The sequence below is a fragment of the Actinoplanes sp. NPDC051513 genome (genome assembly GCF_044454685.1).
In the GTDB taxonomy this organism is placed as follows: Bacteria; Actinomycetota; Actinomycetes; order Mycobacteriales; family Micromonosporaceae; genus Actinoplanes.
The window spans coordinates 99,878-112,933 of sequence record NZ_JBITDW010000008.1 but is presented as its reverse complement, the minus strand read 5'-3'; the positions used below and the strand labels follow the sequence as shown (position 1 = coordinate 112,933).

General features: G+C 69.8%; 14 protein-coding genes. 10 read left to right on the top strand and 4 right to left on the bottom strand.

What is annotated here, in order from left to right; translation table 11 throughout:
- Together ACIA5D_RS25870 and ACIA5D_RS25865 are read right to left on the bottom strand one after the other, a co-directional pair.
- Window positions 1–1,737, bottom strand: coding sequence for an ABC transporter ATP-binding protein (locus tag ACIA5D_RS25870; RefSeq protein WP_396032756.1), 1,737 nt, complete (start codon window positions 1,735–1,737; stop codon window positions 1–3).
- Window positions 1,738–1,739: 2 nt separating this feature from the next.
- Window positions 1,740–2,360: a TetR/AcrR family transcriptional regulator gene (locus ACIA5D_RS25865; RefSeq protein ID WP_396032755.1), complete on the bottom strand. Its 621-nt coding sequence runs from the start codon at window positions 2,358–2,360 to the stop codon at window positions 1,740–1,742.
- Window positions 2,361–2,471: 111 nt separating this feature from the next.
- Here ACIA5D_RS25865 and ACIA5D_RS25860 point away from each other — a divergent pair, with 111 nt between their 5' ends.
- From ACIA5D_RS25860 to ACIA5D_RS25840, 5 genes are all read left to right on the top strand, one after another.
- Window positions 2,472–4,715, top strand: coding sequence for a putative bifunctional diguanylate cyclase/phosphodiesterase (locus ACIA5D_RS25860; RefSeq protein ID WP_396032754.1), 2,244 nt, complete (start codon window positions 2,472–2,474; stop codon window positions 4,713–4,715).
- A gap of 33 nt (window positions 4,716–4,748) precedes the next feature.
- Complete coding sequence (locus tag ACIA5D_RS25855; RefSeq protein ID WP_396032753.1) at window positions 4,749–4,937, top strand: hypothetical protein; 189 nt, start codon at window positions 4,749–4,751, stop codon at window positions 4,935–4,937.
- A complete protein-coding gene (locus ACIA5D_RS25850) occupies window positions 4,931–5,161 on the top strand; it encodes a helix-turn-helix transcriptional regulator (protein ID WP_396032751.1) in 231 nt (76 codons plus the stop codon). Before ACIA5D_RS25855 ends, ACIA5D_RS25850 begins: the two co-directional genes overlap by 7 nt.
- A complete protein-coding gene (locus ACIA5D_RS25845; RefSeq protein WP_396032750.1) occupies window positions 5,158–5,340 on the top strand; it encodes a zinc-binding dehydrogenase in 183 nt (60 codons plus the stop codon). Before ACIA5D_RS25850 ends, ACIA5D_RS25845 begins: the two co-directional genes overlap by 4 nt.
- 62 nt (window positions 5,341–5,402) lie before the next feature.
- Window positions 5,403–7,061: a sulfatase-like hydrolase/transferase gene (locus ACIA5D_RS25840; protein WP_396032749.1), complete on the top strand. Its 1,659-nt coding sequence runs from the start codon at window positions 5,403–5,405 to the stop codon at window positions 7,059–7,061.
- Here ACIA5D_RS25840 and ACIA5D_RS25835 read toward each other — a convergent pair.
- Window positions 7,058–8,071 (bottom strand): hypothetical protein, encoded by a 1,014-nt coding sequence (locus ACIA5D_RS25835; RefSeq protein WP_396032748.1) that lies wholly within the window; start codon window positions 8,069–8,071, stop codon window positions 7,058–7,060. The two genes, ACIA5D_RS25840 and ACIA5D_RS25835, sit on opposite strands and share 4 nt — an antisense overlap.
- 187 nt (window positions 8,072–8,258) lie before the next feature.
- On the opposite strand from ACIA5D_RS25835, the gene ACIA5D_RS25830 reads away from it, so the two are divergent.
- From ACIA5D_RS25830 to ACIA5D_RS25815, 4 genes are all read left to right on the top strand, one after another.
- Window positions 8,259–8,798 (top strand): GNAT family N-acetyltransferase, encoded by a 540-nt coding sequence (locus tag ACIA5D_RS25830; protein ID WP_396032747.1) that lies wholly within the window; start codon window positions 8,259–8,261, stop codon window positions 8,796–8,798.
- A gap of 85 nt (window positions 8,799–8,883) precedes the next feature.
- Entirely contained in the window at window positions 8,884–10,302 is a 1,419-nt protein-coding gene (locus tag ACIA5D_RS25825) for an MFS transporter (RefSeq protein ID WP_396032746.1), read from the top strand.
- A gap of 28 nt (window positions 10,303–10,330) precedes the next feature.
- Window positions 10,331–11,041 carry an adenosylcobinamide amidohydrolase gene (locus ACIA5D_RS25820; protein WP_396032745.1) on the top strand — a complete coding sequence of 237 codons (711 nt, stop codon included), beginning with the start codon at window positions 10,331–10,333 and terminating at the stop codon, window positions 11,039–11,041.
- Window positions 11,042–11,273: 232 nt separating this feature from the next.
- Window positions 11,274–11,681: a hypothetical protein gene (locus ACIA5D_RS25815; RefSeq protein WP_396032744.1), complete on the top strand. Its 408-nt coding sequence runs from the start codon at window positions 11,274–11,276 to the stop codon at window positions 11,679–11,681.
- 163 nt (window positions 11,682–11,844) lie between these two features.
- On the opposite strand, the gene ACIA5D_RS25810 is transcribed toward ACIA5D_RS25815, so the two are convergent.
- On the bottom strand, window positions 11,845–12,291 hold the full coding sequence (locus ACIA5D_RS25810) for a nitroreductase/quinone reductase family protein (RefSeq protein WP_396032743.1): 447 nt from the start codon (window positions 12,289–12,291) through the stop codon (window positions 11,845–11,847).
- A 76-nt stretch (window positions 12,292–12,367) separates the two neighbouring features.
- Between ACIA5D_RS25810 and ACIA5D_RS25805 the strand changes: the two genes are divergently transcribed.
- Window positions 12,368–13,045: a TetR/AcrR family transcriptional regulator gene (locus ACIA5D_RS25805; RefSeq protein ID WP_396032742.1), complete on the top strand. Its 678-nt coding sequence runs from the start codon at window positions 12,368–12,370 to the stop codon at window positions 13,043–13,045.
- Window positions 13,046–13,056: the final 11 nt, after the last annotated feature.

Genomic DNA, 13,056 nt, shown 5'->3' with positions numbered 1-13,056 from the left:
TCATGCCGCGGCCTCCTGCTCGGTCAACTGCGAGAGAACGATCTCGCGGTACGTGGGGTTGGCGTCCATCAGTTCGGCATGGGTGCCCGTGCCCACGACGCGGCCGTCGTCGAGCACGATGATGCGGTCGGCGTCGCGGATGGTGCTGACCCGCTGAGCCACCACGACCACGGTCGCGTCGGCGATGTGCGCGGTCAGCGCGGCCCGCAGCGCCGCGTCGGTGGCGTAGTCGAGCGCCGAGAACGAGTCGTCGAACAGGTAGATCTCGGGCCGGGCCACGAGCAGCCGGGCGATCGCGAGCCGCTGCCGCTGGCCGCCCGACACGTTCGTGCCGCCCTGGGCGATCGGCGCGTCGAGGCGCCCGTTCATCTTCTCCACGAAGTCGCGGGCCTGGGCGATCTCGAGGGCCTCCCACAGCTGCTCGTCGGTCGCGTCCGGGTTGCCGTACCGGAGGTTGGTCGCCACCGTGCCGGTGAACAGGTACGGCTTCTGCGGGACGAGCCCGACCGTACGCGAAAGCAGGCCTTCCTCGAGCTCGCGCACGTCGACGCCGTCGACCAGGACCTGGCCCTCGGTCGCGTCGAAGAGCCGCGGCACCAGGTTGAGCAGGGTGGTCTTGCCGCTGCCCGTACTGCCGATGATGGCCGTGACCTCGCGTGGTCGCGCCGTGATGCTGATGTCGGAGAGCACCGGCGCCTCGGCGCCCGGATAGTGGAAGCCCACGCCGCGCAGCTCCAGGAAGCCGTGCCGGCTCAGCGTGGTGACCGGGGCGAGCGGCGGCGTGACGCTGGACTCGGTGGTGAGCACCTCGCGGATGCGCTCGGCGCAGACCTCGGCCCGCGGGATCATGACGAACATGAAGGTCGCCATCATGATCGACATCAGGATCTGCATGAGGTAGCTGAGGAACGCGGTGAGCGCGCCGATCTGCATGGCGCCGCTGTCGATCCGGTGGCCGCCGAACCACAGCACCGCGACGCTGGACAGGTTCACGATCAGCATCACGGTCGGGAACATCAGCGCCATGAGCTTGCCGGCCCGCAGCGAGACGTCGGTGAGCTCGTCGTTCGCGCCCTCGTACCGGGCCTGCTCGCGGTCGTCGCGGACGAACGCGCGGATCACCCGGATGCCGGTGATCTGCTCGCGCATCACCTGGTTGACCTTGTCGATGCGCACCTGCATCGTGCGGAACAGCGGTCGCATCCGCACGATGATCAGGCCGACCGTGGCGATCAGGACCGGGACGATCACCAGCAGCATGCCGGAGAGCGGCACGTCCTGGCGCAGCGCCAGCACCACGCCGCCGACGCACATGATCGGCGCCGAGACCATCAGCGTGAACGTGAGCAGCACCAGCATCTGGACCTGCTGCACGTCGTTGGTGGTCCGGGTGATCAGCGACGGGGCGCCGAACTGGCCGACCTCGCGGGCCGAGAAGTCCTGCACCCGCGAGAAGATCGAGTTACGTACGTCGCGGCCGACCGCCATCGCGGTGCGGGCCCCGAAGTACACGGCGACGATCTGCGCCGCGATCTGGAGCACGGTGATGCCGAGCATCCCGACGCCGATCCGCATCACGTAGCCGGTGTCGCCCTTGATCACGCCGTTGTCGATGATGTCGGCATTGAGCGTCGGCAGGTAGAGCGTCGCCAGCGTCTGGAGGAATTGGAAGAGCACGACCAGGATGATCGCGTTCTTGTACGGCCGGAGGTGGCCGCGGAGTAGTTGGATGAGCACTTCTACTGAGCCCCCCGCTTGTCGTCGTCCTTGACAAGAAATCCGTCTAGTAGCAGCGAGACCAGCTCGGTCCCGCGGAAGGAGTCCGGGTCGCCGAACGGCCCGTACGTGTTGGCGCCGCAGAACAGCAGCAGCATCTGCGCCACCGCGTGCGGCGGGCGGCGCAGCAGTGCCGCGTCCGGCTCGATGACACTGATCAGCGCGTCCCGGAGCCGTTCCCGGCTGGAGAACATCCGCGATTGCGCCTCCGGGTCACCGCTCTGCCCGGCGAGGATCAGCTTGCGCGCCGCCGTGAGCAGCTGTGCATTTTCGGCGAATCGGGCATGAATCAGCTCGGCCGCCTCGGCGAGACGGGAACGCAACGGCAGCGACCGGTCGATCGCCTCCAGCGCGTCGAGCGTCACCTGCGGGTCGAGCGCCTGGATGACCGAGCACACCACCAGCGAGTTCTTGCTTTCGAAGACGCCGAAGATGGTGCCCTCGGCGACGCCGGCGGCCGTGGCGATCTGCCGCGTGCTGACGTCGAGACCGTGCTCGTGCAGCAGCGGGATGGTCGCCGCGATGAGGGCCTGCCGGCGCTCCTCCGGCGCGAGCGCCGGGACCCTTCTGCGCCTGTTCTCCATGAAACGACACCCTAACTGAGCGAGCACTCACTCAGCCACTGACATTTGTCATGGGTGCGGAACGGGTGCGGATCAGCTCATGTCGGTAAAAGTCCGGCCGATGAACGAGCCGTGCGGCGACACGAGTTGGACGATCACACCGCGGACTACTGGGCCCGTCAGATCCTCATCGCGTCGACGATCGCCGCGGTGGTCACCGCGATCGGCGGTCTGCGGATAGCCCTGAGCTGGCCGTCCGAGATGCGGTGGTGGCTCATCCCGGTGATCGCCGCGGTCGTGCTCCAGGTCGCCGCGCTCCGGCTGCCCTGGAACCGGATGGTGCGGCAGGAGAGCCTGCGGCGGCGGCTGCCGATCTGGTGGTTCGCCGAGCTCCCGGTGCTGGTCCTGTTCGGCATCGCCGACCCGCGTGGCGCGATGCTCTACCTGCCGGCCGCCGTCCTGCTGCTGATGTCCGCGGCCACCGTCTGGTCGCCGAGGTTCGTGGTCGTGATGGGCGTGTTCACCGGCGCCGGCTACGCGCTGCTGCTGCCGCTGAAGGCGAACCTCGGCCCGGTCGGCATCTTCGTCCTGCTCGGCATGTACGGCTGCCTGGTCGCGCTCACCGCGATCAACGCGCAGAGCCGGCGCCGCCTCGACGCCCGCCGGCACGCGGCCGAGCAGCGGGCCGAGACCCTGCTCGAGGCGTCGGCCGACGCCGTCGTCGCGGTCGGCCGCAGCGGTGAGCTCAAGTACGTGAGCGCGTCCATCCGCAACCTGCTCGGCCGCGACGCCGCCGCCCTGACCGGCAAGCTGCTCACCGAGGTGATGCACGCCGACCGGGCCGGCGACGTGCACGAGTTCATGAACCGGATGCTGGCCCTGCCGATCGGCCGCAGCGAGCGCACCGAGACCCGGTTGCGCAACGCAGACGGCGAGTGGGTCTACGTAGACGTCATGGGCACCAACTGGATCAACGACCCCGACCTGCAGGCCGTGGTGGTGAGCCTGCGCGACATCGGGGAGCGGCGCGAGCTGGAGCGCCGGCTGATCCACCAGGCGTACACCGACTCGCTGACCGGCATGCCCAACCGGGCGATGTTCCGCAAGAAGCTCGAAGACGCGGTCACGACCGCCGGCGACCGCCCGGTGACGGTGCTGCTGCTCGACCTGGACGACTTCAAGCTGGTCAACGACAACCTCGGGCACAGCGCCGGCGACGAGTTGCTCAGCACGATCGCCGAGCGGCTCCGCGCCCAGGTACGCCCCGGCGACGTGCTGGCCCGGCTCGGCGGCGACGAGTTCGCCATCCTGCTGCGCGACCTCGACCCGGCCGACGCGTCCGGCCTCGCCGACCGCCTGCTGACCACCGCCCGCGAGCCGATCCGGCTGGCCAGCCGCGACATCAGCTGCTCGCTGAGCATCGGCCTCGCCAGCTCCACCGGCTGCGAGCCGACCTCCGGCGGCGCCGTCTGCGCCGAGCAGCTGCTCGGCAACGCCGACCTGGCGATGTACGCGGCCAAGCGGGCCGGTCGCAACGCGTACGCGATCTTCGACCCCACCATGACCATGTCGGTCCTCGAGGAGGCGCAGCAGCGCGCCGACCTCGAGCACGCGCTCGAGCACGACGAGTTCCGCGTGCTCTACCAGCCCGTCGTCGACATGCACACCCAGCGGCTCACCGCCGTCGAGGCGCTCGTGCGGTGGCAGCACCCCCGCGACGGGCTGCTCGGCCCGTACCACTTCATCGCCGGCGCCGAGGCGAACGGCCTGATCGTTCCGCTCGGGCGCTGGGTGCTGCGCCAGGCCTGCGCGCAGCTGGCGAGCTGGCGCGCCGAGACGCCGGCCGCCGCCCACCTCAAGGTCAACGTCAACCTCTCGGCCCGCCAGTTCCAGTACGCCGGCCTGGTCGACGACGTGGCGGCGGCGCTCGCCGATGCCGGCCTCGACGCGGCCTCGCTCACCCTCGAGATCACCGAGTCGATGCTGATGGCCGACATCGAGGCCGCCAAGGAGACGCTGCACGCGCTGCGCCGCCTCGGTGTGCGCCTGGCCATCGACGACTTCGGCACCGGCTACTCGTCGCTGAGCTACCTCAAGCAGCTCCCGGTCGACATCATCAAGATCGACAAGACGTTCGTCGACGAGGTGCACATCGACGAGGACGACGTGGCGCTGGTGGACGCGGTGGCCGGCCTCGGGCAGGCGCTGAAGATGCAGACCGTGGCCGAGGGCATCGAGACCGACGAGCAGTGGGAGACGCTGCGCCGCATCGGCATCGATCACGGCCAGGGCTACCTGTTCGGCCGGCCGGCCGAGCCCGGCGACATCGCGGAACTGCTGTCGACCGAGCTTCTGTCGGATCGGGAACACGTGTAAAACATTTTTGACATGGCCCTCGACCGTGAGCTCATGTCCAGTGAAGAGAAGAGAGCGTGGGTCCTCGGCGGTGTCACCGCGCTGATCCTCGCGCTGGCGCAGACCGGCTACTTCTGGATCGCCAACACCATCTACCTGGGCTTCATCCTGTCGGCCGCGGTCGGCTCGCTGGCGCGCGTCTGCGCCTACCGCTACGGGCTGCCCGGCCGGCGCGCGTGGTGAAGCCGACCCGGATCACCAACTCGATCCGGGAACTACGGCAGGCCGCCGACGGCATGACCCAGGCCGAGCTGGCCCGGCGCCTCGGGATGACCCGGCCGACGGTCATCGCCATCGAACAGAGCCGCTACTCGCCATCGCTGGAGACGGCCTTTCAGATCGCCCTGATCTTCCGGGTGCCCCTCGACGACGTCTTCCACTACCCCGACGAAGGAGAACACCAATGAAGGCGATAACCCAAGACAAGCTCGCCGATCTCGAAGCTCTCGCCGGTCTTCTCGCCGACGGCACGCTGCGGCCGGTCATCGATCGTACGTTCGGCCTGGAGGCGGCACCGGACGCGATTCGCTACCTCAACTCGGGTGCGGCCCGTGGAAAGGTGGTGGTGACCATGCCCTCGGCTTGAACCGAAGCCGCGGAGACGCCGTGTACTGAAGGCAGGTAACACCGGCGGTTAGGAAACCCGAGTTGTCCCACTTCAAGCGGCATCTGCGCCATGTCGGTGGCGCGATGCTCACCACGCTCGCCGCTCTGCTCGTCTTTCTCGAGCTGGTCATGCCCGACCAGATCACGCGGCTCCCACCCGGTAACTTCTGGCTGAACGCGCTGGTCCGCATCCCGATCGAGGCTGTCGTCGCGGTCGCCGTGCTGCTCGCGCTCCCGGCGCGCCCCCGGCGCGTCCTGGCTACCCTCCTCGGCCTCACGCTCGGCCTGCTCACGATCGTGAAGATCGTCGACATGGGCTTCTTCGCGGTGCTGGCACGCGAGTTCGATCCCGTACTCGACTGGGTGCTGTTCGTTGACGGATACCACTTCCTCGAAGACTCCATCGGCAAGCTCGGCGCCTTCGCGGTGGCCGCGGGAGCGATTCTGCTCTCCGCATCGATCTTGACATTCACGGCATTTTCCGTACGACGATTGAGCCGTGTCCTCGCCGAACATGCCCGTCCCACGCGTCACGCCACCTTCGCCCTCGCGTCGGCCTGGGTGATCCTCGCGGTGCTGGGCGTTCAGATCGTCGGCGGTGTGCCGGTGGCCGCGCAGGCCGCCGCCGAGCTGGCCCGCGACACCGCGCTCAAGGTGCCGCAGGACATCGCCGACCAGAAGGCGTTCGAGCACGAGGTCCAGATCGACGCGTTCCGCAATCTGCCCGACGACCAGCTGCTCACCGCGCTGCGCGGCAAAGACGTGATCATCAGCTTCGTCGAGAGCTACGGCCGCGACGCCGTGGAGAACCCCGAGTTCAACTCGACCGTGCTCAACCAGCTCCAGGTCGACGACGCCAAGCTCGCGTCGGCCGGCTTCGCGGCACGCACCGGCTACCTCACCTCGTCGACCTCGGGCGGCGGCAGCTGGCTGGCCCACTCGACGTTCCTGTCCGGCCTGTGGATCGACAACCAGCAGCGCTACCGCAGCCTGGTCAACTCCGACCGGCTCACGCTGACCCGCGCGTTCAAGCGGGCCGGCTTCCGCACCGTCGGCGTCGAGCCCGGCGTCACGTACGCGTGGCCCGAGGGCCAGTTCTACGGCTACGACCAGGTGTACGACGTGCATTCGCTGGACTACCACGGCCCGATGCTGAGCTGGTCGACGATGCCCGACCAGTACGCGATGCGGCAGCTGCAGAAGTTCGAGTACAGCCGGACGTCGCGCGGCCCGCTGATGGCCGAGGTCACGCTGACCTCCAGCCACACCCCGTGGGCGCCGCTGCCGAAGACGCTGCCCTGGGACCAGCTCGGCGACGGATCGGTCTACGGCCCGATCATCAAGTCGGCCGAGGGCGCCGGCACGATCTGGAAGGACAACCACCGGGTCCGCGAGGCCTACGCCACGTCGATCGCCTACTCGGTCGACACGCTCAGCTCGTACGTGCAGAAGTACGCCGACGACAACCTCGTGATGATCTTCCTCGGCGACCACCAGCCCAACTCGATCGTGGTCGGCCAGAACGCGAGCAAGGACGTGCCGATCTCGATCATCGCGAAGGACCCGAAGGTGCTCGACCGCATCAAGAGCTGGGGATGGACAAACGGGCTCACACCGGCGCACGACGCGCCGGTGTGGCCCATGAACGAGTTCCGCGACAAGTTCCTCACGGCGTACAGCCCCGACGGGGAGCCGCACTAATCAGTTACGCGGGGGAGCGTCTCGGCCTTCTTCAACGCCGCTGCGGCGCTCGAGTACGGGTTGTACGTGTACGTCCGCGACAGCGAGCCCGGGACCGTGAAGTACTCGGCCGACAGCTTGGCCGGGTCGGTCGCGATCTCGCCGCGGGCGGGCGCGTCGTTGCCGTCGTCCCAGCCCCACGGCGCGTTCGCCGAGTTCGTCGAGCACGACCAGGTGCCCACGCCGCAGTCGCCCGAGGTGTCACCGGCGAACGTGCCGAGGTTGGCGAACAGGGCGGCGTTGGTGCGCTGCGCCCACATCCCGCCGTCGGCGAAGATGTCGATCAGCTGGTACCGCACGTCGCGGTCGTCGGCGCCGCTGGGCGACTCCGAGGCGGTCAGCGACGGGTAGTAGACGATGCCGTCGCCGTTGATGTCGTACTGCGGCCAGGCCTTGAGGCCGTGCCCCTTCGCCTCCTGCGCGGTCACCGGGTGCTGGAAGGAGTCGTGCGTGGACGCCTGGAGCTGCAGCGTCCCGTCGATCGTCTCCTTGCCGTTGGTCCAGGTGCTGCCGGACGGCGCGTAGGAGTAGAAGTCGCTGTGCGCGACCGTGACGGCGGCGCGCAGGATTCCGTACGCGGAGCCGTCCTTCTCGATGATCTCGGTGAGGCCTTCACCGTCGTTCTCGTGCTCGGTCTCGAAGAACGGGTGGTCGACCCAGTCGCGGGGGTGGAAGAAGAAGTACGTGACGAACCAATGCGTGCTGGTCTCGGTGACCGCGTAGTAGGCGGCGGCCTGGGTGCTTTGACCGGCGTGGTCCCAGTTGTCCTTGCCGATCAGGTTGCCGTCGAAGTCGTACCGCGTGATGAAGTCGGACTTTCCGGACAGCGCGTGGCTGCCGGTGGCGTCCACGTCCTGGTAGTGGATCGGCGCCCAGCGCAGCGCCAGCTCGGCCCGACTGGGCGCCGCGTTCGCCGGCGCGGCGACGACGCCCGCCATCAGGATGCCCACCGCTATCCCTTTGATCACCATGGCCATTTCCTTTCGATCGACCATGGTGAATCTTTTGGGGTGATCCTTGTCAATGAGGGTTATTCAGGGCCTACCTTGAGCTGCACCTCGCCGCAGGTCAACGGCTTGGTCTCCACCGCCCTGAATAATCCTCTTTTGGGTGGACCGGAGGCGAAGTCTGCCTGCACGCCGGACGTAGGCTTCCCGGGTGTTCTCCGTAGACCTCGGCGGCGGCGCCACGCTGCGGCCCCTCGAGCCCTGGCAGGCCCCCGAGTTCCTGGCCCACATGGACAGGGCGCGCGCCACCGTCGACCCCTGGATCCCGTGGGCGAGCCGCAGCCCCGACCTCGACGGCGCCCGCGCCACCCTCCAGCGCTACGCCGACCTGCAGTCCCAGGACGCCGGCCGCCTCTACGGCATCTGGCTCGAGGACACCCTCGTCGGCGGCACGATGTTCGTCTCCTTCGACGTCGACTCGAGCGTCGCCGAGGTCGGCTGCTGGCTCGAGCCCGCCGCCACCGGCCGCGGCCTGATCACCACCGGCGCCCGCGTCCTGATCGACTGGGCGTTCCGCGTGCGCGGCCTGCACCGCATCGAATGGCACTGCCGCACCGACAACACCGCCAGCTCGAACGTGGCCCGCCGCCTCGGCATGAAGCTCGAGGGAACGCTCCGCGAGAACTACCCCTGGCAGGGCGTGCGCCACGACACCGAGGTCTGGGCTGTGCTCGCCTCCGACTGGCAGTAGCATGCTGGGCATGTCGCAGACACCCCCGTAAGGACGGCGCTCGTTCCCGCCTCCTTCCGTCTGCGCATTCCTAGGAGCCCCTTTCATGCCCCGCCCCGCCGCGGTGGGGAGTTACCGTGCTGTCCTGCTGCTGCCGTCCGCGTCGCGCACGTTCGCGCTCGCGCTCGGTGGCCGGCTCGCGTACGGCCTCCTCCCGCTAGCCACCCTGTTCACCATCCAGCAGGCGACCGGCTCGTACGCCGCCGCCGGCCTCGCCCTGGCCTTGTTCGGCCTGGCCGGGATCACGCTGCCCCTGAAGGCCCGCCACCCGGTTCTGCTGCCGTGGCTGGCCCTGTTCTGCGCCCTGTTCCTGGCGGCGGCCGCCCTGACACCGTGGCCGGTGCCGTTCGTGGCGCTGGCCGGCCTCGCGGCCCCACCGCTGGGCCCGGCGATGCGGGCGACCTGGCGCTCGCTCACCGAGGGGACGTCGCTCAAGGAGCGCGCGTACGCCCTCGACTCGATCGCCGAGGAGACCCTGTACCTGATCGGCCCGCTGCTGGCCGGCCTGCTGATCGCCGCGGCGCCCGCCCGCTGGGCCCTGCTGCTGACCGCGGCCCTCCTCCTGACCGGCACCGTAGGCATGGTCCTGGCCGCCCCCACTGTGCGTCCCGTGCCCGCCGTGTCACCTGAGCCCGCCGTGTCGCCTGTGCCCGCCGTGTCACCTGAGCCCGCCGTGTCGCCTGTGCCCGCCGTGTCGCCTGTGCCCGCCGGGCCTCCGCCCGCGCCCATCACTTCGCCGCCGGGGCCCGTGCCTACGCCCGAACCCGGCGTTGCTCGCCGCCTGCGTGGCTTTCTCGATCCCGGTCCGTTGCGGTCACGAGGCCTGCTCGGCGTGCTGGCCGTGCTCCTCCTGACCGGCGCCGGAATCAGCGTCGCCTACACCGGCATGGCCGCCGTGGCCCAGTCTCACGGCCGCCCCGGCGCCGCGGGTCTGCTGGAGGGCGCGGTCGGCGTAGGCAGCGTCCTCGGCGGCCTGCTCTGGTCCCGCCGGAGGCACACCCGGCCGCGTTCCCGCCACTTCGCCGGCCTCCTGGCCCTGCTGGCCGCCGGCCTGCTGGCGGCCACCGTCGCCCCCGGCCTGCTGGCCCTGGGGTCGATCATGGGCGTGGCCGGCCTGGCGATCGCCCCGCTCTACGTGGTCGCCTACCTGGCCGCCGACGACCTGACCCCACCCAGCCATGCCACCGAGGCCGGCACCTGGATCAACGTCGCCGCCAATGCGGGCAGCGCCCTGGGCGCCGCCACCGCCGGCCTGGTCACCGATCGCCTCGGCCCGTCCCCGGCGTTCCTGCTGGCCGGCGTGGCAGTGGCCACCGCATCGCTCGCCGCCCTGCTCGGAGGGTGCCGCCGTGCTCGGAGGGTGCCGCCCTGCTCGGAGGGCGGCGCCCTGCTCGGAGGGTGCCGCCGTGCTCGGAGGGCGCCGCCCTGCTCGGAGGGCGCGGCCCCCATGTGGCCGGCCTCCTGAGCCGCGGGGCGGGACCTACGCTCAGCAGGTGCTCACAGAACCCACGCTGACCCACCGCCCCGAGGGCGGCCACGACATCCCGCTGCTGGTGTGGCGCCTGCCCGCGCCGGCCCGCTCGATCTCGTCGGCCGTCCTCGGCGGCGGCATAGGGGAGTGCCGCTGGGTGGTCAACGCGAGCGTCCCGATGTCCTACGACCGCGACGACCCGGCTGCCCACCTGGCCGCCATCGCCGCCGACCTCGGCCTGCCCGGCCCCGGCGTAGGCCTGCTCACCGGCGTAGACGTAGCCGACGTCGTGGTCGAGACCGACGGGGGAGTGCGCCTGTGGGCGACGGTAGGCCTCGGCGCCCCCATCCAGGCCGCGCAGCAAGTCATCAATGACGATTCGCCGTCCGCCGCGCGCGGCAACTCATCAAGGTTGGGGCACCCCCGGCCGGGGACGGTCAACGTCGTGGTGTGGGTGCCGCAGCGACTGAGCGACGCCGCCCTGGTCAACGCCGTCGCGACGGTCACCGAGGCCAAGACGCAGGCGATTCGCGATCTCGGGCTCGCCGCCACCGGCACCGCGACCGATGCCGTCTGCGTGCTCTGCCCGCCCGAGGGCGACGAGGCCTCCTACGGCGGTCCCCGCTCTCAGTGGGGCGCGCCGCTGGCCCGGGCCGCCTACCGGGCCGTCCTCGCGGGCGGCGAGATCAACCTCGCCGGCACGCAGTCGTGGTCGGACCGGATACGCCGGTAGCGCAGTACGGCCGGCGCCGGTCGCGTTCTCGCGATGCCCCTGCACTCCCCGCTGCCCTGCACTCCCCGCTGCCCTGCACTCCCCGCTGCCCTGCACTTCCCGCTGGCCCGGCACTTCCGCCGCCATTCTCGCACTTTCTCGCGATAAATCTGGTAAAAGGGCTGTTCCTGGGTTTTCCCGGCGCTGAGGTGGTGCCCTGATCGGGTCATTTCATCAGCAGGGAGGACGCGACATGAACACCACCGTACGACTGTCGGTGCTGATCGGCGCCGGTCTCCTGGCCGGCGGCCTCGCGGCGGGGCCGGCTCAGGCGAGCCCGGGGCACTCGCAGGACGGCAACGACATGGTCGGCTACTTCGCCGACGAGTCCGACTGCGATTCGATCGCCGATCTCGGTGACCAACTGGGCCGTTGGAGGGACGCGAGCTGCGACAAGGTCGACGGCGGCGCGCATGACGGGATGTGGGCGCTGACCGCCACCTGGGACGACGACAGTGACGGATGGGTCGTCCGCCACGACAACTTCTACGACGACAACGACTACTTCCCGTTCGACGGTGATTTCCCGTTCGACCACGACTATCCGTTCGACCACGATTTCCCGTTCGGCTCCGGCTGGACCGGGTTCCCGTTCGCCTGAGACGAACGCGAGGCGAGCAGATCGGGGAAGAGGCCAGAAGATCAGCGAAGAGGCCGGACGCGACAGCGCCCGGCCTCCAGCGCCAGAAAACCCTAAGCGGCCGGCATCAGCGCGGCCGCCCGGTCCAGATCGGACTGCTTCACCGCCGCGACCGAGCCGAAGATCAATTGGGGGTGTCCGGCGTGAGCACCACGACCGCGGTCTCCCGCCCCCGGCGAGCGGAGAGCTCGTCCAGGTCGCCGTACCCCTTGACGGTGTGCAGCTCGGCCCAGAGCCGGTCCCGCTCGGGGCCGGTGGCGCGCGCGGCGGTCACCGCGCGTGGGCCGCCGGCGGTGTCGACGGTTGCGGACGGGCGCGTCTTGAGGTTGAGCCACCAGGCCGGATCGGCCGGATCCCAGCCGTTCATGGCCAGGGTGACCAGGCGTCCCTCGTCTTCGATGTAGCAGAGCACGACGGCGCGCGGCTCGCCCGAGCGGCGCCCGACGGTGTGCAGCCGCAGGATGCCGCAGCGCTCGGGTGTCGGCGGGTGCAGCCCTCGATCGGACGTGGCGCGGAGCAGAAGCTTGTGCGCCACCCAGGCGCTGCGGACGAACCATCTCGGCGGAAGCATGAGCGTATCCTCCTACGGTGTAGACCTACGCCGTAGAGTAAGCCCTACGGCGTAGAAGAGCAAGTAGGATCGGGGAGTGCCACGACGTGCGAGCAACGAGACGACGCGTACGACCAAGCGCCTGACCAAGCAGAAGATCGTCACCGAGGCGATCGCCCTGGCCGATGCCGACGGCCTCGACGGGCTGAGCATGCGCAGGCTCGCGCAACACCTGGCCGTCGACCCGATGTCGCTCTACTACCACGTACGCGACAAGGACGCCCTGCTCGCCGAGATGGCCGACGCGGTCGTCGCCGAGATCAGTCCGGTCCCCAGGACCGGAAGCTGGATCGAACAGCTGCGGGAACTGATCATGGCAGCGCGCGCCACGATGGTGCGGCACCCGTGGGCGGCCCGCGTGCTGGAGGGCCGCGACACCCCCACCCCGGCCGTGATGCTCCATCTCGAGCGGGTCCTGGCGATCATGCGGGGCGGCGGCTGCTCGGTCGACCTCGGCCACCACGCGATCCATCTGTTCGGCAGCCGCCTGCTCGGCTTCAGCCAGGACCTCTTCGACGACGACCCCGACACCGCGCCGCCCCCGGACGCGGTCGCCGCGTGGGCCACGACCATGCCGCACATCGTCGAGCTGGCCACGGCCGTCACCCACGACGGCGCCCTCGGCGGTTGCGACGACGACGGCGAGTTCGCCTTCGCCCTCGATCTGCTGCTGGAAGGGCTGGAAAAACGACGAGCTGGAAAAACGACGAGCTAGAAAACCTGCGA

What these genes read in the sequence shown, in the direction of transcription:
- ACIA5D_RS25865 (WP_396032755.1), bottom strand. Translation starts at nt 2,360, where the DNA reads ATGGAGAACAGGCGCAGAAGGGTCCCGGCGCTCGCGCCGGAGGAGCGC.
- ACIA5D_RS25855 (WP_396032753.1), top strand. Translation starts at nt 4,749, where the DNA reads ATGTCCAGTGAAGAGAAGAGAGCGTGGGTCCTCGGCGGTGTCACCGCG.
- ACIA5D_RS25845 (WP_396032750.1), top strand. Translation starts at nt 5,158, where the DNA reads ATGAAGGCGATAACCCAAGACAAGCTCGCCGATCTCGAAGCTCTCGCC.
- ACIA5D_RS25835 (WP_396032748.1), bottom strand. Translation starts at nt 8,071, where the DNA reads ATGGTGATCAAAGGGATAGCGGTGGGCATCCTGATGGCGGGCGTCGTC.
- ACIA5D_RS25825 (WP_396032746.1), top strand. Translation starts at nt 8,884, where the DNA reads ATGCCCCGCCCCGCCGCGGTGGGGAGTTACCGTGCTGTCCTGCTGCTG.
- ACIA5D_RS25815 (WP_396032744.1), top strand. Translation starts at nt 11,274, where the DNA reads ATGAACACCACCGTACGACTGTCGGTGCTGATCGGCGCCGGTCTCCTG.
- ACIA5D_RS25810 (WP_396032743.1), bottom strand. Translation starts at nt 12,291, where the DNA reads ATGCTTCCGCCGAGATGGTTCGTCCGCAGCGCCTGGGTGGCGCACAAG.